General features: G+C 40.4%; 19 protein-coding genes. All 19 read left to right on the top strand.

What is annotated here, in order from left to right; translation table 11 throughout:
- The first annotated feature begins 8 nt into the window (after positions 1-8).
- The 19 genes from smc (at position 9) to topA (ending at position 19,118) form a co-directional block, all read left to right on the top strand.
- Complete coding sequence (gene smc, locus BABA_RS23555) at positions 9-3,575, top strand: chromosome segregation protein SMC (protein ID WP_007087775.1); 3,567 nt, start codon at positions 9-11, stop codon at positions 3,573-3,575.
- Between the two features lie 17 nt (positions 3,576-3,592).
- Positions 3,593-4,579 (top strand): signal recognition particle-docking protein FtsY, encoded by a 987-nt coding sequence (gene ftsY, locus BABA_RS23550; RefSeq protein WP_007087774.1) that lies wholly within the window; start codon positions 3,593-3,595, stop codon positions 4,577-4,579.
- Positions 4,580-4,679: 100 nt separating this feature from the next.
- The gene (locus BABA_RS23545) at positions 4,680-5,012 is read left to right on the top strand and encodes a putative DNA-binding protein (protein ID WP_007087773.1); all 333 of its coding nucleotides are present in this window, start codon (positions 4,680-4,682) and stop codon (positions 5,010-5,012) included.
- 12 nt (positions 5,013-5,024) lie between these two features.
- On the top strand, positions 5,025-6,383 hold the full coding sequence (gene ffh / locus BABA_RS23540; RefSeq protein WP_007087772.1) for a signal recognition particle protein: 1,359 nt from the start codon (positions 5,025-5,027) through the stop codon (positions 6,381-6,383).
- A 119-nt stretch (positions 6,384-6,502) separates the two neighbouring features.
- Positions 6,503-6,775 (top strand): 30S ribosomal protein S16, encoded by a 273-nt coding sequence (gene rpsP / locus BABA_RS23535; protein ID WP_007087771.1) that lies wholly within the window; start codon positions 6,503-6,505, stop codon positions 6,773-6,775.
- 11 nt (positions 6,776-6,786) lie between these two features.
- A complete protein-coding gene (locus tag BABA_RS23530) occupies positions 6,787-7,017 on the top strand; it encodes a KH domain-containing protein (RefSeq protein WP_007087770.1) in 231 nt (76 codons plus the stop codon).
- A gap of 77 nt (positions 7,018-7,094) precedes the next feature.
- Positions 7,095-7,481, top strand: coding sequence for a YlqD family protein (locus BABA_RS23525; protein ID WP_007087769.1), 387 nt, complete (start codon positions 7,095-7,097; stop codon positions 7,479-7,481).
- A gap of 14 nt (positions 7,482-7,495) precedes the next feature.
- Positions 7,496-8,014, top strand: coding sequence for a ribosome maturation factor RimM (gene rimM, locus BABA_RS23520; protein WP_007087768.1), 519 nt, complete (start codon positions 7,496-7,498; stop codon positions 8,012-8,014).
- A complete protein-coding gene (trmD, locus tag BABA_RS23515; RefSeq protein ID WP_040347381.1) occupies positions 8,011-8,754 on the top strand; it encodes a tRNA (guanosine(37)-N1)-methyltransferase TrmD in 744 nt (247 codons plus the stop codon). Before rimM ends, trmD begins: the two co-directional genes overlap by 4 nt.
- Positions 8,755-8,895: 141 nt before the next feature.
- Positions 8,896-9,240: a 50S ribosomal protein L19 gene (gene rplS / locus BABA_RS23510; RefSeq protein ID WP_007087766.1), complete on the top strand. Its 345-nt coding sequence runs from the start codon at positions 8,896-8,898 to the stop codon at positions 9,238-9,240.
- A gap of 153 nt (positions 9,241-9,393) precedes the next feature.
- A complete protein-coding gene (lepB, locus tag BABA_RS23505; protein WP_007087765.1) occupies positions 9,394-9,951 on the top strand; it encodes a signal peptidase I in 558 nt (185 codons plus the stop codon).
- A gap of 16 nt (positions 9,952-9,967) precedes the next feature.
- The gene (ylqF, locus tag BABA_RS23500; RefSeq protein WP_007087764.1) at positions 9,968-10,840 is read left to right on the top strand and encodes a ribosome biogenesis GTPase YlqF; all 873 of its coding nucleotides are present in this window, start codon (positions 9,968-9,970) and stop codon (positions 10,838-10,840) included.
- A gap of 291 nt (positions 10,841-11,131) precedes the next feature.
- Positions 11,132-11,794: an L-serine ammonia-lyase, iron-sulfur-dependent subunit beta gene (sdaAB, locus tag BABA_RS23495; RefSeq protein WP_007087763.1), complete on the top strand. Its 663-nt coding sequence runs from the start codon at positions 11,132-11,134 to the stop codon at positions 11,792-11,794.
- A gap of 31 nt (positions 11,795-11,825) precedes the next feature.
- Complete coding sequence (gene sdaAA, locus BABA_RS23490; protein WP_007087762.1) at positions 11,826-12,731, top strand: L-serine ammonia-lyase, iron-sulfur-dependent, subunit alpha; 906 nt, start codon at positions 11,826-11,828, stop codon at positions 12,729-12,731.
- Positions 12,732-12,816: 85 nt separating this feature from the next.
- Complete coding sequence (locus BABA_RS23485; protein ID WP_007087761.1) at positions 12,817-13,590, top strand: ribonuclease HII; 774 nt, start codon at positions 12,817-12,819, stop codon at positions 13,588-13,590.
- A gap of 209 nt (positions 13,591-13,799) precedes the next feature.
- Positions 13,800-14,960: an ADP-forming succinate--CoA ligase subunit beta gene (sucC, locus tag BABA_RS23480; RefSeq protein WP_007087760.1), complete on the top strand. Its 1,161-nt coding sequence runs from the start codon at positions 13,800-13,802 to the stop codon at positions 14,958-14,960.
- Positions 14,961-14,984: 24 nt separating this feature from the next.
- Positions 14,985-15,887, top strand: coding sequence for a succinate--CoA ligase subunit alpha (gene sucD, locus BABA_RS23475; protein WP_007087759.1), 903 nt, complete (start codon positions 14,985-14,987; stop codon positions 15,885-15,887).
- A gap of 87 nt (positions 15,888-15,974) precedes the next feature.
- Positions 15,975-16,874, top strand: a complete 900-nt coding sequence (gene dprA / locus BABA_RS23470) for a DNA-processing protein DprA (RefSeq protein ID WP_007087758.1) — start codon at positions 15,975-15,977, stop codon at positions 16,872-16,874.
- A 162-nt stretch (positions 16,875-17,036) separates the two neighbouring features.
- Entirely contained in the window at positions 17,037-19,118 is a 2,082-nt protein-coding gene (topA, locus tag BABA_RS23465; protein ID WP_007087757.1) for a type I DNA topoisomerase, read from the top strand.
- The last annotated feature ends 159 nt before the right edge of the window (positions 19,119-19,277 follow it).

Here is a 19,277-nt window from a genome sequence, read left to right as displayed (position 1 = left end):
ATAATGAAATGTTTTTAAAACGGTTGGACATTATTGGCTTTAAATCATTCGCTGAACGCATTGAAGTCGATTTTGTCCCGGGAGTAACAGCTGTGGTGGGTCCAAATGGCAGTGGGAAAAGTAATATCACTGATGCCATCCGCTGGGTTTTAGGTGAACAATCTGCCAAGTCTCTTAGAGGCAGCAAAATGGAAGATATTATTTTTGCTGGAAGCGATTCCAGAAAGGCCCTTAATTATGCTGAAGTAACACTTACATTGGACAATACTAACCAGGGTTTGGGGCTGGATTTTCATGAAGTTAGTGTGACAAGAAGGATCTCCCGCTCTGGTGAGAGTGAATTTTATATCAATAAACAACATTGCCGGCTCAAGGACATCATTGATTTATTTATGGATTCTGGTCTTGGCAGAGAAGCATTTTCCATCATTAGCCAAGGAAAAGTCGAAGAAATATTGAACAGTAAAGCAGAAGACCGCCGTACCATCTTTGAAGAGGCTGCTGGTGTATTAAAATATAAAAATCGCAAGAAAAAAGCAGAGGTAAAATTATTTGAAACCCAGGATAATTTAAACAGGGTGAATGATATTTTACACGAACTTGAAAGCCAAGTGGAACCACTTAAAATTCAAAGCTCAATGGCAAAAGATTTTTTAGAGAAAAAAGAAGAACTTGAAAAAATCGAGGTTGCTCTTACGGTATTTGAAATTGAGGATCTGCATCGTGCGTGGGAAAACCTGTCAAAATTGCTGGAGGAACATCAGCAGGAAGAGCTGAAGCTTTCCTCTGGACTTCAAGTAAAAGAAGCAAAGATTGTGGAAACAAGGGATAAGATTTCCGCATTAGATGAATCGATAACTGACTTGCAAAACGTTCTTCTACATGCGAGCGAGGATCTGGAAAAGTTAGAAGGACGGAAAGAAGTTCTAAAGGAACGTAAGAAAAATGCAGCCCAGAATAAAGAACAATTAAAAGTAAATATTGCTGAATTTACTGAGCGAATCAGCCAGCTGAAGAAAAATCGCGATCTACAGTCTGAAACGTATGCTGTGTTGGGCGAACAGGTAAGAAAATTGCAGGTAGAGCTTAAAGAAAAACAGGGGAAATTGCAATTATTTACGGAAAATATAGAAGAAAAAATAGAAAGCTTAAAAAGTGAATATATCGATCTGTTGAATGATCAAGCCGGTGCTAAAAATGAAATAAAATACATTGACCAACAATTGGAGCAACAGGATAGAAAAAGCTCACGTCTGGATGCGGAGAATGAAAAATATCTTCAAGAACGTCACATTGCCTTAGGTAAAAAAGAAAAAATTCTGGCTGGCTTAGAAGAAATCCAAACGAATTTAGCTGAACAAGTTGAAACCTTTCGTGAACAGCAGCGGAAGCTTGAGTCGGTAAAAAATAATTACCAAAAGCAAGAAAAGACGTTGTATCAAGCATATCAGCTTCTTCAACAAGCTAAGTCGAGAAAAGAATTACTCGAGGAGATGGAAGAAGACTACGCAGGCTTTTTCCAAGGGGTCAAGGAAGTGCTTAAGGCACGCGAGAATAAACTAAAGGGAATTGAGGGGGCTGTTGCCGAGCTCGTAACGGTTCCGAAAGAATATGAAACCGCACTTGAAACCGCATTTGGCGGTGCACTTCAGCATATTGTGGTTGACACCGAGCAAAATGCAAGAACAGCTATTCAATATTTAAAACAGCATTCTTTTGGGCGCGCTACCTTTTTACCGTTAAGTGTCATAAAAGGAAGGTCCTTATCTTCGGCGCAGCTGTCAGCGATTCAAAACCACCCGTCTTTAATTGGACCAGCCGTTCATCTTGTTACATTTGACCCAAAGTATGCTGAGGTGATGAATAACCTTCTTGGTAATGTGGTCATTACGAGAGACCTTAAGGGTGCTAATGAGTTGGCGAAAATCCTTCAGTACCGCTCGAGGCTGGTAACATTGGATGGTGATATCGTTAATCCTGGCGGATCGATGACAGGTGGTGCCACAAAACAAAAATCATCTTCCTTGTTAACAAGGAAAGGTGAGCTTGAGAATTTAAAAGAAAAGCTCGTAGTAATGGAAGAAAAAACAACCGACTTAGAGCGTGTAGTTAAGACATTAAAAGAAGAATGGCAAAGCTCAGAGGTTCAGCTTGATAAGATTCGTCAGTCCGGTGAGCAATTGAGACTTCATGAGCAATCGGTGAAGGGAGACCTCCGGGAGGCAGAACTGGGTGAAAAAAATATCAATGAACGCTTAGCAATTTACGACCTTGAAAAAGGACAATTTACAGATGAAAAAGAAACATTAGTAAAGAGGAAATTAGAATTATCAGAAGCAGTAGCAAAGTATAAAGTTACAATCGATAACCTTGATGCGCAGATTATTAAACTTACGGAACAAAAAACAATAAATCTAACATCAAAAGAAACCCTAACAACCGAAATTAATGAATTGAAGGTTGAGTTTGCTTCCAAAAACGAGCAATATACAAATGCGAAAGATCGCTTTTCTTTGATAAACGAAGATTTATTAGAGAGCGAGCAGAAGCTAACAATCTATACGGAAGACCTTGACTTATTAACATCAGAAATGACGAGCAGTTCATCAGGAGCAGAACAAATCGAGGCAGCTGCAAAGCGTAAGCAGCAAGACAAGGAGGCTACCTTACAGTTAATTACTGCAAGAAGGCAGGAACGGTTATCACTGCAAGAATCCTTGGATGATGCAGAGCTAGAGGCGAAAGAGCTTAAGAGACTCCATAAAGGAATGATTGTAGTCTTAAAGGATGAGGAAGTAAAAATTAACCGTTTGGATGTCGAACTTGAAAATCGTCTCAGTCACTTAAGGGAAGAATATCTTTTATCGTTTGAAGGGGCTAAGGAACAGTATCCATTAATGGTTCCAATTGATGAAGCAAGGAAAAAGGTCAAACTAATCAAGCTTGCTATCGAAGAACTTGGGAATGTCAATATAGGTGCTATTGAGGAATATGAACGAGTCTCAGAACGGTACGAGTTCTTAAACGAACAAAAAACAGACCTCCAAGAAGCAAAAGACACCCTTTTCCAAGTCATTGAGGAAATGGATATAGAAATGAAAAAACGGTTTGAACAAACCTTTGAAGGGATCCGGGAACATTTCGAACCAACATTCCGTGCCCTTTTCGGCGGGGGACGAGCGGATTTAGTCTTGACAGTACCACAAGATTTATTGAATACAGGCGTGGAAATCGTCGCCCAGCCTCCTGGGAAAAAACTACAGAACCTTGGGTTATTATCAGGTGGAGAGCGTGCCTTAACAGCCATTGCCTTGTTATTTTCCATCTTAAAGGTTCGTCCTGTTCCGTTCTGTATTCTTGATGAAGTGGAAGCTGCCTTGGATGAAGCCAATGTCTTTCGCTTCAGCCAATATTTAAAACGATATAGCGCCGAAACTCAATTCATCGTGATTACACATCGAAAAGGGACGATGGAAGAGGCGGATGTTCTTTATGGGGTCACGATGCAGGAATCAGGTGTTTCAAAGCTTGTATCTGTTCGCTTAGAAGATACAAAGGAGTTAGTTGAATCATAAAGGTAGGAAGTGAAAAGATGAGTTTCTTTAAAAAATTAAAAGAAAAAATCACGAAACAGGCGGATACGGTAACAGAAAAGTTTAAGGAAGGGTTGACAAAAACAAGGGACAATTTTTCCGGAAAAGTAAACGATCTTGTTGCCAGGTATCGTAAAGTCGATGAAGACTTTTTTGAAGAATTAGAGGAAATTCTCATTCAGGCGGATGTCGGCTTTGATACGGTTATGCAGCTGATTGATGAGCTTAAGATGGAAGTGAAACGAAAGAACATCCAAGATCCAAGAGAGGTTCAAAGTGTGATCTCGGAGAAGCTTGTCGAGATTTATAATGCCGGTGAGGAACAATCGTCAAACCTTAACATCCAAGAAGAAGGGCTGACCGTTATTCTGTTTGTTGGCGTTAACGGTGTGGGGAAGACAACCACCATTGGCAAACTTGGACATAAATTTAAGAGTGAAGGTAAGAAAGTATTGATGGCAGCAGGTGATACCTTCCGGGCTGGTGCGATTGAGCAGCTTGAGGTATGGGGCGATCGAGTGGGGGTTGAAGTGATTAAGCAGGCGGAGGGCTCTGACCCCGCTGCGGTCATGTATGATGCCATCCAAGCGGCTAAATCCCGCAAAGTGGATATTTTGTTATGCGATACAGCAGGACGTTTGCAAAATAAAGTAAATTTAATGAAGGAACTTGAAAAGGTTAAGCGAGTCATCGAAAAAGAAATTCCCGGTGCGCCGCATGAAGTGATTCTGGTGCTTGATGCTACCACAGGTCAAAATGCCCTGATCCAGGCAAAGACGTTTAAAGAAGCCACAAATGTAAGTGGGATTGTCCTTTCTAAACTAGATGGAACAGCTAAAGGCGGTATTGTCCTAGCCATCCGCAATGAATTGAAAATCCCCGTTAAATTCGTTGGACTTGGAGAAAAAATGGATGATCTCCAGGAATTTGATGCCGAAAAATACGTGTACGGCTTATTCGCTGACCAGGTTGAAAGTTCCGAATAAGGATGTAAAGGTATTTCCTTGACAGATAATGTCTAACCTTGTAAACTTACTTTGTAAAGGCTTTTCACTTAACAAAGGTATCAGGAGGGGAAACCGCATGATGCTTGAAAAGACGACACGAATGAACTATCTCTATGATTTTTATTATTCGTTGTTAACGCCAAAGCAGCAAAGCTATATGTCCCTCTATTACTTAGATGATTACTCATTAGGTGAAATTGCCGAAGAGTATGATGTAAGCCGTCAGGCCGTTTATGATAATATAAAGCGGACGGAAGCAATGCTTGAGGAGTATGAGGAAAAGCTGTTATTATTTCAGAAATTTCAAGAGCGCTCAAATCTGTTAAGACATGTGAAAGAATTGCTTAAAGAAGAAAACCCTTCAAAGCAGGCAATGTTAGAAATGGTTACTGAGCTTGAGAAATTAGATTAGGAGGCGGCACGCATGGCGTTTGAAGGATTAGCCGACCGACTGCAGAATACAATCCAGAAAATCCGCGGAAAAGGGAAGGTCTCGGAAGCGGACGTAAAAGAAATGATGCGAGAAGTGCGGCTTGCCTTACTTGAGGCAGACGTTAACTTTAAGGTCGTCAAAGATTTTGTGAAAAAAGTCAGTGAACGCGCCGTTGGGCAAGAGGTATTGCAGAGCTTAACTCCAGGACAGCAGATCATTAAAATCGTTAATGAGGAATTAACTGCATTAATGGGAGGAGAGCAAAGCAAGATCGCCGCATCGAACCGTCCGCCAACTGTAATTATGATGGTGGGCTTGCAGGGTGCCGGTAAAACGACAACAACTGGTAAGCTGTCGCTTTTGCTTCGTAAGAAGTATAATCGCAGTCCGCTGCTTGTTGCAGCCGACATCTATCGTCCAGCCGCAATTAAGCAGCTTCAAACTCTTGGAAAACAGCTGGATATGCCGGTTTTCTCCCTTGGTGATCAAGTGAGTCCGGTTGAAATTGCAAAGCAGGCAATAGCCAAAGCAAAAGAAGACCACCATGACTATGTCTTGATTGATACAGCCGGACGACTTCACGTTGATGAAGCCTTAATGGGTGAGTTAAAGGATATTAAAGAACTTACTAAACCGGATGAAATCTTCCTTGTTGTTGATGCTATGACAGGTCAGGATGCTGTTAATGTTGCTCAAAGTTTCAATGAACAGCTTGGTTTAACCGGGGTTGTTTTGACGAAGCTTGATGGTGATACAAGGGGTGGTGCTGCACTCTCCATTCGCGCCGTCACGCAAACACCGATTAAATTTGTCGGTCTAGGCGAGAAAATGGATGCATTGGAACCATTTTACCCAGAACGAATGGCATCAAGGATATTAGGTATGGGCGATGTGCTGACACTCATTGAAAAAGCACAGGCAAATGTCGACGAACAAAAGGCGAAAGAACTTGAACAGAAAATGCGGACAGCGACGTTTACGCTGGAAGACTTCTTGGATCAGCTCGGCCAAGTTCGGAATCTAGGCCCTCTTGATGAATTATTAAAGATGATGCCGGGGGCAAACAAAATCAAAGGTTTGAATAATCTGCAGATTGATGAAAAACAGATTGCCCATGTTGAAGCTATTATTCAATCGATGACAAAAGCCGAAAAGAATAATCCTGAAATTCTAAATGCGAACCGCAAACGAAGAATTGCTAAAGGCTGCGGGCGTCCTGTTACTGAAATCAACCGCTTATTAAAGCAATTTGAAGACATGAAAAAAATGATGAAACAAATGACAGGCATGAATCCAAAAGGATCAAAAGGGAAAAAAGGCGGATTTAAATTTCCATTTAAGCCATTCTAGGATGGTTTAACCTGCCTAATATTGGTAATAATACATGTAAAGAAAAAACACTTTACAAACTATAAAAGAATTGATATTATACTATCTTGTGTGAAACTATTCGGAGGTGCTTATTTAAAATGGCAGTTAAAATTCGTTTAAAACGTATGGGAGCTAAAAAAACTCCTTTCTATCGTATTGTAGTAGCAGATTCTCGTTCTCCTCGTGACGGACGTTACATTGAGATCGTTGGAACATACAATCCTGTTACACAACCAGCTAAAGTGGAAATCAACGAAGAATTAGTACTTAAATGGTTAAAAGACGGTGCGAAACCATCTGATACAGTTCGTAACCTGTTCTCAAACCAAGGCATCATGGAAAAATTCCATAATGCAAAATTAGGCAAGTAATCGTAGTAACGATGAAAGAACTAATCGAAACGATTGTAAAGCCCCTTGTTGATTTTCCGGAAGATGTTCGTGTCGATTCCATTGAAGATGATAACCGCATTACTTATCAGCTTTCAGTGAATAAGACAGATATGGGAAAAGTAATTGGCAAACAGGGGCGAGTTGCAAAGGCCATTAGAACTGTTGTATATGCAGCAGGATCATCACAACAAAAGAAAATATTTTTGGAAATTGGTGAGTAGCTTTTTGCATCTAGATAAAAGGGAGGGATTATTTCCTCTCTTTTTTGCTATACAAAATGCAAAAGGAGGGGCCTCGTATGCAAATGATCCAAACGGTTGTGGTAAAGCAAATACTAACAGAAAAGAGTAAACAATCATTATTGAATACGTATCAAGCCAAAAAGCTGCAGCTTCAAAAAGAATGTGATCAGCTGCAATTTGAGCAGAAACGCTTGGAAACAACAAAAAACTTTTCTCCAGGGACATTAAAAAGACAGTTTGAAAAAGAAATTCAAATGCGCAAAGAAAAAATTAAGCTTGTTGAGTTTCAAATCGAACAATTACATATCCTACCTTTAGGAAGCGAATTAACCGAAAAAGAAGTTCAAGTCCTGGTTGAGATAAAGGTAGGCGATATTTGGGATGAAAGGATTGGGCAGCCAGCCATTATCATTAAAGATGGGATTATTGAGGAAATTAGATAGTAGGTGGAAATAAGATGGAAAAATGGTTTAATGTTGGGAAGATTGTGAATACCCAAGGAATAAAAGGTGAAGTAAGAGTTATTTCAAAAACGGATTTCCCTGAGAAACGCTATAAGGCAGGAAATGTCCTCTATTTATTTATGCCAAATGCAAGCAAGCCAATTGAACTAACAGTAAAAAGTCATCGAACACATAAAAATTTTAACTTACTTACCTTTGAAGGATTCACTAATATTAATGAAGTTGAGAAGTTTCGCGACGGCATTCTAAAGGTCCCTGAAACACAACTAGACACATTAGAAGAAGATGAATTTTATTACCATGAAATTATTGGCTGCCTTGTTGCTACTGTCCAGGGTGAGGAGATCGGAAAGGTGACTGAAATTCTTTCACCAGGCGCCAATGATGTTTGGGTTGTTAAAGGAAAGGGAGGCAAAGAACAGTTAATCCCTTATATTCATGATGTCGTCAAAAAAGTAGATGTAAAAGAGAAGGTTATCTTAATTGAACCGATGGAAGGGTTACTTTCATGATGCAAATTGATATTCTTACCTTATTCCCGGAAATGTTTTCTGGGGTACTGGGACAATCCATGCTGCAAAAAGCGACGGAAAAATCAGCCGTCAACTATAACGTCGTTAACTTCCGTGACTTTGCTGATAACAAACATTCCACTGTGGATGATTACCCTTATGGCGGCGGAGCCGGGATGGTTTTAAAGCCACAGCCAATCTTTGATGCTGTTGCTGCGCTTAAGGAAAAGGCCGAAAGTAAACAGCCGCGTGTCATTCTGCTTTGCCCGCAGGGAGAACGATATGAACAAAAAAAGGCTGAAGAGTTGGCGAAAGAAGAACATTTGATCTTTATTTGTGGTCATTATGAGGGGTATGACGAACGAATCAGGGAATATGTCGTAACGGACGAAATCTCAATAGGTGATTATGTCCTAACAGGCGGCGAGCTTGGTGCTATGGTCGTGGTCGACAGTGTTGTCCGCCTCCTGCCAGAGGTGCTTGGCAATCAAGAATCCCATATGAAGGACTCTTTCAGTACGGGGCTCCTTGAACACCCCCATTACACAAGGCCAGCGGATTTTCGCGGGATGAAGGTGCCAGAGGTACTTCTATCGGGAAACCATAAGTTTATTGAGGAATGGCGTAACAAGGAAGCATTAAGACGTACACTCCAAAGAAGACCGGACTTATTTGATAAAATCAAACTCACAGCTGAACAAGAAAAATGGCTAAAAGAAGTAAAAAAAGATGTCGAGTAATATTGCGAGCCCGCAATAATTATGGTATGATACTACTTGTGACTTGAGCTGATAGGTTTCAGTTGTGGTCTTATAACGATGTTCCGCTGCAATGGAAAAGAAAATATGTGCATGAGCATCTGTTGGAAGGAGTTGAAAACGATGCAACAATTAATTAAAGAAATCACACAAGAACAACTTCGTACTGATCTTCCTAGCTTCCGTCCTGGTGACACTGTACGTGTACACGTTAAGGTTGTCGAGGGTACTCGTGAGCGTATTCAGTTATTTGAAGGTGTTGTGATTAAGCGTCGTGGTGGTGGAATTAGCGAAACTTTCACAGTTCGTAAAATTTCTTACGGAGTAGGCGTTGAGCGTACTTTCCCTGTACACACACCAAAAATTGCGAAGCTTGAAGTACTTCGCCGCGGTAAAGTCCGTCGTGCTAAGCTTTACTACTTGCGTAACCTTCGCGGTAAAAAGGCAAGAATTAAAGAGATCCGCTAATATGAAAAAAAAAGAGCTTGCCCGGCAAGCTCTTTTTTTATACATATCCATTAAAGTTTGTAATAAAAATTTGATCCCATCGTGTTAAATATGTTTAAGTTATGTAAAATAGGCTATATAAAACACTTTTTATTAGTGATTGGTGGGGATAGTATGACAAAAAAGAAGAATGAACTATGGGAATGGACGAAAGCCCTATTGATTGCAGTAGCGCTGGCAGCAGTCATTCGCTATTTTCTGTTTGCGCCAATAGTTGTGGATGGCTTATCGATGATGCCAACATTGAAAGACCAGGATCGCATGATTGTTAATAAATTTAGTTATGAAATTGGCCAGCCGAAACGATTTGATATCATCGTCTTTCATGCTCCGGAGAAAAAGGATTACATAAAGCGTGTGATTGGGCTTCCAGGGGATACGATTGAATATAAGGATGATACGTTATATGTGAATGGTAAGGCATATAAAGAGCCTTATTTGAATGAATATAAGAATCAAGTTGAGGACGGCCCTCTAACGGGTTCGTTTACCTTGGAAGAAAAAATCGGCCGAAAAACAGTGCCAAAAGGTGAATTGTTTGTCATGGGCGATAATCGCCGATTCAGCAAAGACTCAAGGCATATTGGAACCGTTCCGATGAGTAAAGTAATCGGTAAAACGAGCGTGGTCTACTGGCCGATAAAAGACGCACATATTGTAAAAGTGAAATAGTTTGGGGGTGTCACCTTTGACGATCCAATGGTTTCCTGGCCATATGGCCAAGGCGCGCAGAGAGGTCACGGAAAAGTTAAAACTAGTTGATATTATTTTTGAATTAGTTGATGCGAGAATTCCGTATTCATCAAGGAATCCGATGATTGACGAAATCATCCAGCATAAACCAAGACTAGTCCTATTAAACAAAGCGGATATGGCTGACCCGTCCGCAACAAAAGAATGGATTTCCTATTTTGCAGATAAAGGAATTAAAGCACTCGCAATCAATTCTCAGGCTGGAGAAGGAATGAAAAATATTGTCCAAGCCTCACATGAGATTCTTAAAGAGAAATTTGATCGGTTAAAAGCAAAAGGGGTAAACCCAAGGGCCATTCGTGCCATGATTGTGGGAATCCCTAACGCTGGGAAATCAACGCTCATTAACCGTCTTGCTAAAAAGAATATTGCCAAAACAGGTAATACTCCAGGGGTAACAAAAGCACAACAATGGATAAAAGTAGGCAAAGAAATGGAATTGCTGGATACCCCGGGGATTTTATGGCCGAAATTCGAAGATCAAGAAGTGGGCATGAAGCTGGCGATTACAGGGGCGATTAAAGATACATTATTAAATCTGCAGGATCTAACCGTGTATTCGTTAAGATTTTTGGAACAGGCTTATCCAGAGCGGTTAAAGGAACGATATAAGTTGGAGGCCCTCCCGGATGATGAGAACGTGGTCGATATGTTTGACCACATAGGCGAACTTCGCGGGTGTCTTATGGCAGGCGGCATCGTTAACTACGATAAGGTTTCTGAATTAGTCATTAGAGAAATAAGATCCGAGAAATTTGGCCGGATTACCTTTGAACGACCTATTGATTTTCTTATAGGGTCAGAATAATAACGAACAAAAGCTCTCCGATTGGGGAGCTTTTATCAGTCAACTGAATGAATTGATGAGAAATTTACTGGGTTCTATTAAAATGTTATTTAAAATCTAGTAAATCTTTGTTATTATTTTTAATAGTTGTGTTTTGTAATCGTTCTCATTCTTAATTGAATATGATGGTGAAGGACAGGGGATTTTACCAGCATTTATTTCTGGTTACTTAGAAGCTTTTCTCGTAAAATTAAATGAACAGATATCCACGTTAAAAGAAAAAATAATTCAATAGATAAAAGGGGTATATCTATGAAATATCGCTCAGCATTTGATATTATCGGCCCAGTCATGATTGGCCCGTCAAGCTCACATACAGCAGGTGCAGCAAGGATTGGAAGAGTAGCACGAACGTTGTTTGGGAAACTGCCAAAGAAAGCTGTTATCTCTTTGTACGGTTCATTTGCCAAAACATATAAAGGTCATGGAACAGATTTTGCTATCGTCGCTGGTCTCTTAGATTTTGATACGTTTGATGAGCGGATGCCAAAATCATTGGAAATAGCAAAGGAAATGGGTTTAGAGGTGGAATTTCGAACAGAAGAGGCTGTGACGGATCATCCAAACACCGTCAAAATTAATTTAGTTGATGGGGAAACTAAACTAGAAATAGTCGGGATTTCTATCGGCGGCGGAACGATTGAGATCACTGAATTAAATTCCTTCCCACTCAAGCTTTCGGGAGAACACCCTGCGATATTGGTGGTTCACCAAGATCGATTTGGCATTATTTCCTCAGTTACGGGTATTTTATCGAAGTATCAAATAAACATAGGTCATATGGAGGTTTCACGGTTGGACAAAGGTGAAATGGCTTTAATGGTTATTGAAGTCGACCAAAAAATTGAGGACTCTATCATAGAGGAATTACAAAATATTCCAAGCGTGTCACAAATAATTAGGATGGCTGAATAAACTAAATAAATAAACAACAGGTGGTGTGAATATGTTTCGAAATGTTGCGGAGCTTGTTCAACTTGCAGAAAGCAATCAGGTGAAAATTGCGGAAATTATGATCCGTCAAGAAATAGAAGTATCTGGATTAACAAGAGAAGAAATTATTGCGAAAATGGATACGAATTTAACTGTTATGGAACAAGCAGTTGAAAGAGGACTAAACGGGGTTCATTCACATACAGGATTAACCGGTGGCGATGCCGTACTGCTTCAAAAATATATTAATAGTGGGAAGGCCCTTGGAGGTACGATTTTACTAGATGCTGTCAGTAAGGCAGTGGCAACCAATGAAGTGAATGCTGCAATGGGAGTCATTTGTGCAACACCAACTGCGGGTTCAGCAGGAGTTGTTCCGGGAACCTTATTCGCGGTAAAGGAAAAATTAAACCCAACGCGTGCCGAAATGATTGAGTTTTTGTTTACAGCGGCCGCTTTTGGTTTTGTGGTCGCCAATAATGCCTCCATTTCCGGTGCTGCCGGAGGCTGTCAGGCAGAGGTAGGCTCGGCCAGTGGTATGGCTGCTGCAGCGATAGTTGAACTTGCTGGCGGTTCACCACAGCAGTCTGCGGAAGCAATGGCCATTACCTTAAAGAATATGCTCGGATTAGTATGCGATCCTGTTGCAGGATTAGTTGAGGTGCCATGTGTAAAACGGAATGCGATGGGTGCATCCAATGCCATTACGGCAGCGGATATGGCACTAGCTGGCATAACGAGTAGAATCCCTTGTGATGAGGTTATTCATGCCATGTTTTTAATAGGTCAATCCATGCCGTCATCTTTAAGGGAAACTGCAGAGGGCGGTCTTGCAGCAACGCCAACAGGAAGAAGACTGGAACAAGAAATTTTTGGCAGCGGCAATACAGTTAAACTCAAAGACTTACTAATATCCTAACGTAAAAAAGCGCATGATTTTCGTGTGCTTTTTTGTGTATTGTAAAATGGGTTATGACCATGTATCATTACTACGGGTGAAAAAAATGAAGGTAGAAACAATTTATGAAATTGAACGACAATTAGAAAATATTATCACAGAAAATGATCCATTTGTGTTACAAATCCTTCAAGATAAACGTAAGGGTGTTCAACAGTTGTTACATAAATGGCGTAAGAAAATGGCAGAAGATAGAAGATTGAAAGAAAAGTTCGATGAAATGAATAGCTATGAAAAGAAATGGCGGTCTCAAGGATTTGAACTGATTGCAGGCATCGACGAAGTCGGCAGAGGCCCGCTTGCAGGCCCTGTAGTGGCTGCGGCTGTCATTTTACCAGAGGATTTTTTCTTAGCCGGTCTCGATGATTCGAAAAAGCTTTCAGAGAAAAAACGTCAGGAATTTGCTAGTATTATTAAAAGGGAAGCGCTGGCTTTTGGCGTGGCGATGATACATGCCAATGAAATCGATGAGATGAATATTTATCAAGCGACAAAAAAGGCAATGAAAGCGGCGATTGCCACATTAAATCCAACACCGGATTCACTGCTGATAGATGCAATGGATCTCGAAACTCCCTATCCAACTGAATCTATAATTAAAGGAGATGCCAAAAGCATTTCGATTGCAGCGGCTTCGGTCGTAGCTAAGGTAGCGCGGGATGAGTGGATGAAGGATCTTGCTGCAAGCTATCCCGTATATGGTTTTCAGCAAAACATGGGCTATGGGACGAGGGAACATATACAAGCAATCAAACAATTCGGGATTACGCCCTTTCATCGTAAAAGCTTCGCTCCAGTCAAAGATTTTCTAGAACAATAAATAAGAACAGGTTTTTGGCCTGTTTTTATTTATTGTAATAATAAATTTTCTTGTAGCAAACCCTTTGGGATAGGTGTTTTCCTCATATATTATTCTGAATTTTTCCAAGATGACTATAATTTTTTTGCTTTTTGGTGGACAAGGTTTAAGTCATTATATAAAATGAAAACGGAGTCAATTTTTTGAAGAGTTTAATAGGAGGATGGGAAATGAATATCCATGAGTATCAAGGGAAAGAGATCCTCAGAAATTACGGGGTAATGGTTCCGAACGGAAAAGTTGCGTTCACTGTTGAAGAGGCAGTTGAAGCGGCGAAACAACTAGGCACTAAAGTGTGTGTAGTAAAAGCACAAATCCATGCTGGCGGACGGGGAAAAGCCGGTGGTGTGAAAGTGGCTAAAAACCTTGAAGAGGTTCGTACATATGCAAATGAAATCCTTGGAAAAACATTAGTAACACACCAAACAGGTCCAGAAGGTAAAGAAGTAAAACGTTTGTTAATAGAAGAAGGCTGTGACATTAAAAAAGAATACTATGTTGGGTTAGTATTAGACCGGGCTACTTCAAGAGTTGTTCTTATGGCTTCCGAAGAAGGCGGTACGGAAATCGAAGAAGTAGCGGAAAAGACTCCTGAGAAAATTTTTAAAGAAGAAATTGATCCTGCAATCGGCTTACAGCCATTCCAAGCGCGACGGATTGCATTCAATATCAACATTCCAACTGAACTTGTTAATCAAGCAGTTAAGTTTATGACGGGCTTATATAATGCTTATATCGAAAACGATTGCTCCATTGCTGAAATAAATCCGCTTGTTGTTACAGGAGACGGAAAAGTAATGGCACTTGATGCCAAATTAAACTTCGACGCAAATGCATTATATCGCCAAAAAGATATATTGGCATTTCGTGATTTAGAGGAAGAAGATCCAAAGGAAATCGAAGCATCTAAATATGATTTAAGCTACGTTGCATTAGATGGAAATATCGGCTGTATGGTTAACGGTGCTGGACTTGCTATGTCTACAATGGACATCATTAATCATTATGGCGGTGACCCCGCAAACTTCCTTGATGTTGGGGGCGGTGCCACAGCTGAAAAAGTTACAGAAGCATTTAAAATTATCCTTTCTGATCCAAACGTAAAAGGTATTTTTGTCAATATCTTCGGTGGAATCATGAAGTGTGATGTCATTGCTGAGGGTGTAGTAGAGGCAGCTAAACAGGTTGGACTAAGTGTTCCACTTGTAGTTCGTTTAGAAGGAACGAATGTTGACTTAGGTAAGAAAATCCTTGCTGAGTCAAGCGTTGAGATTGTTGCTGCAGAATCCATGGCTGACGGCGCACAAAAAATCGTTTCATTAGTGAAATAGGATCGACAAGAAAGGGGAATTATCGTGAGCGTTTTTATTAATAAAGATACAAAGGTTATTGTTCAAGGGATTACAGGCGGCACTGCCCGTTTCCATACGAAACAAATGCTTGATTATGGTACCCAAATTGTTGGCGGGACCTCTCCTGGAAAAAAAGGACAAGAAGTAGAAGGTGTACCGGTTTTTAATACCGTGAAAGAAGCTGTTGAAACTACTGGTGCAAATGCATCGGTTATCTATGTTCCAGCACCATTTGCTGCAGATTCGATTATTGAAGCAGTAGATGCGGAATTAGATCTTGTCATCTGTATTACTGAGCACATTCCAGTATTGGATATGGTGAAAGTGAAACGATACATGGAAGGCAAAAAGACACGCCTAGTTGGCCCCAACTGCCCTGGTGTGATTACTGCCGATGAATGTAAAATTGGGATCATGCCTGGCTATATCCATACAAAAGGACATGTCGGCGTAGTTTCTCGCTCAGGAACATTAACATACGAAGCAGTACACCAGTTGACACAAGCAGGACTCGGACAAACAACTGCAGTAGGTATCGGCGGCGACCCAGTTAATGGAACAAACTTTATCGATGTCTTAAAGGCATTTAATGAAGATCCAGAAACATACGCAGTTATCATGATTGGTGAAATTGGCGGTACTGCCGAAGAAGAAGCAGCTGAATGGGTTAAAGCAAATATGACCAAACCTGTAGTTGGTTTCATCGGCGGACGTACAGCACCTCCAGGAAAACGGATGGGTCACGCTGGTGCGATTATTTCTGGTGGAAAAGGCACTGCAGATGAAAAGATTCGCATTATGAATGAGTGCGGCATTAAAGTAGCGGATACTCCATCTGTTATGGGTGAAACATTAATTGGGGTATTAAAAGAGCAAGGTCTGTATGAAAAGTGTAAAACTCACTAAGTAATATTCATCATGATAGAACAGACAGTCCCTCATAATTTGAGGGGCTATTTCTACATAAAAAAATACATGGAGGTATGATGTAACATGGATGACTTTAAAGAACGGCTAGTACATTTGCTTCACTACCCGAATATCTCATGGAATACAGTCTATCAAATGCTTAAAAAAGATCCGACGCTCCAGTCCTTGTACCGGCTTCAAACACCGTCACCACAGCAGATTTCTTTATTTCCACCAATAAACCACGATTGCTCCTTGACCCAATCTTCTATCATTTCCCTTCATCCAGACATAATTCACGAACAAATACGTCAATACGAAACTAATGATATTACTGTGATTACTATTTTAGATAAAGAATACCCAAGATACTTAAAAGAAATCTACCAGCCGCCATGGGCATTATTTACAAAAGGGGATATTTCCCTTCTTGAAAAAGAACCGAAGCTTGCAGTCGTTGGATCCCGTCAAGCTTCACCATACGGCAGGAATGCGATGAGATTAATTTTCCCTGAGTTAATTCATAATGGGGTGCTCATTGTCAGCGGTTTAGCTAAGGGAATAGATGCTTTAGCACATGAATACGCTATAAAAAATGGCGGGAATACAATTGCTGTCATTGCGGGCGGTTTATATCATATCTATCCAAAAGAAAATTTGGGTCTTGCATTACAATTGATGAATACGCAGCTTGTTGTTTCGGAGTATCCCCCTGACACCAAGCCGCTTAGATGGCATTTTCCCGCAAGGAATCGAATCATTAGCGGTTTAGCTGCCGGAACCTTTATTATTGAAGCAAAGCGAAAAAGCGGGTCACTCATCACGGCAAACTACGCAGTTAATGAAGGACGGGATGTGTTTTCACTGCCTGGAAGTATTTTTAATCCATACTCAATCGGGGCAAATGATTTAATTCAGCAGGGGGCAAAACTTGTGACAAGGGCTGAAGATATTTTAGAAGAATTAAGATTAAACTCTCGATAATATAAAAATCCATGAATAAAATATCGTTCCTTTAGCAGGTTTTTTCGAATATATGGAGAAATTAGCTTAAAAAGGTTGCAAAAATTTCTAATTTGTTATACATTTTCCAACAGATGTTCGAAAAAATGAATATACAATTTCCCTCTTAAGGAGGATATTTGAATGGCAGCAGAATTTCTCGTAATCGTTGAATCGCCAGCTAAAGCGAAAACGATTGAACGATATTTAGGAAATAAATATAAAGTAAAAGCATCGATGGGGCATGTTCGTGATTTGCCACGCAGTCAGATGGGTGTAAATGTAGAAAATAGCTTTGAGCCCAAATATATTACCATCCGCGGAAAAGGTCCTGTTTTAAAAGAATTAAAGACAGCGGCGAAAAAAGTAAAAAAGATCTATCTCGCGGCTGACCCGGATCGTGAAGGGGAAGCAATTGCCTGGCATTTAGCACATAGTTTAGATGTGGATATTACATCCGATTGCCGTGTTGTCTTTAATGAAATCACGAAAGATGCTATTAAGGAGTCCTTTAAGCATCCACGTCCAATTAATATGGATCTTGTCGATGCCCAGCAGGCTCGAAGGATATTAGACCGGCTTGTAGGTTATAATATCAGTCCTCTACTTTGGAAGAAGGTTAAAAAGGGGTTAAGCGCGGGACGAGTCCAATCCGTTGCGGTTCGTTTGATTATTGATAGGGAAAAAGAGATTAAAGCGTTTACTCCTGAAGAATATTGGACGATTGATGGCGAATTTTTAAAAGGGAATGATCATTTTAGTGGTAGTTATCATTCGTTAGTAGGCCACGAGAAAACGGAGCTAAAATCTGAACAGGACGTTCAAGCTATTTTACAGCAATTGACTGATAATAAGTTCAAAGTAATCTCTGTGACAAAAAAAGAGCGGAGAAGAAATCCGGCACCACCATTTATTACCTCTTCCTTGCAGCAAGAAGCAGCTAGAAAGCTTAACTTCCGTGCCAGGAAAACCATGATGCTGGCCCAGCAGCTTTACGAAGGAATTGAACTGGGGAAAGAAGGAACGGTTGGCCTCATAACCTATATGAGAACAGATTCAACCCGAATTTCCGAAGTGGCTCAAGCAGAGGCGGCAGGTTATATAAAAGCGGAGTATGGTGAAAACTTTTTAAAAGATGACCAAAGGAAAGAAAAGAAACAGACGAATGCCCAGGATGCCCATGAAGCGATTCGTCCAACGAGTACATTAAGAGAACCGGGCAGCTTAAAGGAATTTCTCTCTCGTGATCAGCTTCGTTTATATAAATTAATTTGGGAACGTTTTTTGGCAAGTCAAATGGCGCAGGCAGTCATGGATACGATGAGTGTGGATTTGCAAAATGGAAATGTCCTGTTCCGTGCTACCGGGTCAAAGATTAAGTTTCCGGGGTTCATGAAGCTTTATGTGGAGGGTTCAGATGACCAAATAGATGGACCTGAGAAAATGCTTCCGGATCTCAAAGAGGGAGATGAAGTGTTTAAAAAGGATATTGAACCGAAACAACACTTCACTCAGCCTCCACCCCGATACACAGAAGCAAGGCTTGTCAAAACTTTAGAAGAGCTCGGAATCGGACGGCCGTCTACGTATGCGCCAACATTGGATACGGTTCAAAAGCGGGGCTATGTTGCCCTGGATAATAAACGCTTTATACCCACTGAACTGGGTGAAATTGTTCATGAAGTGATGGTAGAATTTTTCCCAGAAATCATAAATGTGGAATTTACAGCTAGAATGGAAAAAGGATTAGACTATATTGAGGATGGTAAAATGACATGGATTAAACTCATTGATGCATTTTACCAAGAGTTCGAGACAAATTTAAAAATAGCTGAACAGGAAATGGAAAAAATAGAAATTGCGGATGAGCCAGCAGGTGAGGATTGTGAAAACTGTGGAAACCCAATGGTGTTTAAAATGGGTAGATACGGAAAATTCATGGCATGCAGTAATTTTCCTGATTGCCGGAATACCAAGCCAATTGTGAAAGAAATCGGGGTTACTTGTCCTACATGTAAGGAAGGACAAATTATTGAACGCAAGAGCAAGAAAAAGAGATTATTTTACGGATGCACCCGTTATCCTGAATGTGAATTTATTTCTTGGGATAAGCCGTTACCAAGAGCCTGTCCGAAATGTGAAGGCTTGCTTGTTGAAAAGAAATTAAAAAAGGGTGTTCAGGTTCAATGTGTTACATGTGATTATAAGGAAGAACCGCAAAGCTAAGAGTGGGTCCAATCCCGCTCTTTTTATTTTTTTGTTACTTAAAACTTTTTTCTTTTTCATTCGTATAGTACAATGCAAGATGGACTTTAAAAGAGGGAAAGGTATTGATAGACTTTTTTCTTCCCATAATGTATATGTTAATAAATGCTAGTTTCAGGA

This window comes from Neobacillus bataviensis LMG 21833 (assembly GCF_000307875.1).
GTDB lineage: Bacteria > Bacillota > Bacilli > Bacillales > Cytobacillaceae > Neobacillus > Neobacillus bataviensis.
This window is presented reverse-complemented; position numbering and strand designations above follow the sequence as displayed.

Coding starts and splice junctions, on each gene's coding strand:
- smc (WP_007087775.1), top strand. CDS start 9: ATGTTTTTAAAACGGTTGGACATTATTGGCTTTAAATCATTCGCTGAA.
- sucC (WP_007087760.1), top strand. CDS start 13,800: ATGAATATCCATGAGTATCAAGGGAAAGAGATCCTCAGAAATTACGGG.
- sdaAA (WP_007087762.1), top strand. CDS start 11,826: ATGTTTCGAAATGTTGCGGAGCTTGTTCAACTTGCAGAAAGCAATCAG.
- BABA_RS23525 (WP_007087769.1), top strand. CDS start 7,095: ATGCAAATGATCCAAACGGTTGTGGTAAAGCAAATACTAACAGAAAAG.
- dprA (WP_007087758.1), top strand. CDS start 15,975: ATGGATGACTTTAAAGAACGGCTAGTACATTTGCTTCACTACCCGAAT.
- rplS (WP_007087766.1), top strand. CDS start 8,896: ATGCAACAATTAATTAAAGAAATCACACAAGAACAACTTCGTACTGAT.
- BABA_RS23545 (WP_007087773.1), top strand. CDS start 4,680: ATGCTTGAAAAGACGACACGAATGAACTATCTCTATGATTTTTATTAT.
- rpsP (WP_007087771.1), top strand. CDS start 6,503: ATGGCAGTTAAAATTCGTTTAAAACGTATGGGAGCTAAAAAAACTCCT.
- ffh (WP_007087772.1), top strand. CDS start 5,025: ATGGCGTTTGAAGGATTAGCCGACCGACTGCAGAATACAATCCAGAAA.
- BABA_RS23485 (WP_007087761.1), top strand. CDS start 12,817: ATGAAGGTAGAAACAATTTATGAAATTGAACGACAATTAGAAAATATT.
- ftsY (WP_007087774.1), top strand. CDS start 3,593: ATGAGTTTCTTTAAAAAATTAAAAGAAAAAATCACGAAACAGGCGGAT.
- sdaAB (WP_007087763.1), top strand. CDS start 11,132: ATGAAATATCGCTCAGCATTTGATATTATCGGCCCAGTCATGATTGGC.
- rimM (WP_007087768.1), top strand. CDS start 7,496: ATGGAAAAATGGTTTAATGTTGGGAAGATTGTGAATACCCAAGGAATA.
- lepB (WP_007087765.1), top strand. CDS start 9,394: ATGACAAAAAAGAAGAATGAACTATGGGAATGGACGAAAGCCCTATTG.
- BABA_RS23530 (WP_007087770.1), top strand. CDS start 6,787: ATGAAAGAACTAATCGAAACGATTGTAAAGCCCCTTGTTGATTTTCCG.
- trmD (WP_040347381.1), top strand. CDS start 8,011: ATGATGCAAATTGATATTCTTACCTTATTCCCGGAAATGTTTTCTGGG.
- topA (WP_007087757.1), top strand. CDS start 17,037: ATGGCAGCAGAATTTCTCGTAATCGTTGAATCGCCAGCTAAAGCGAAA.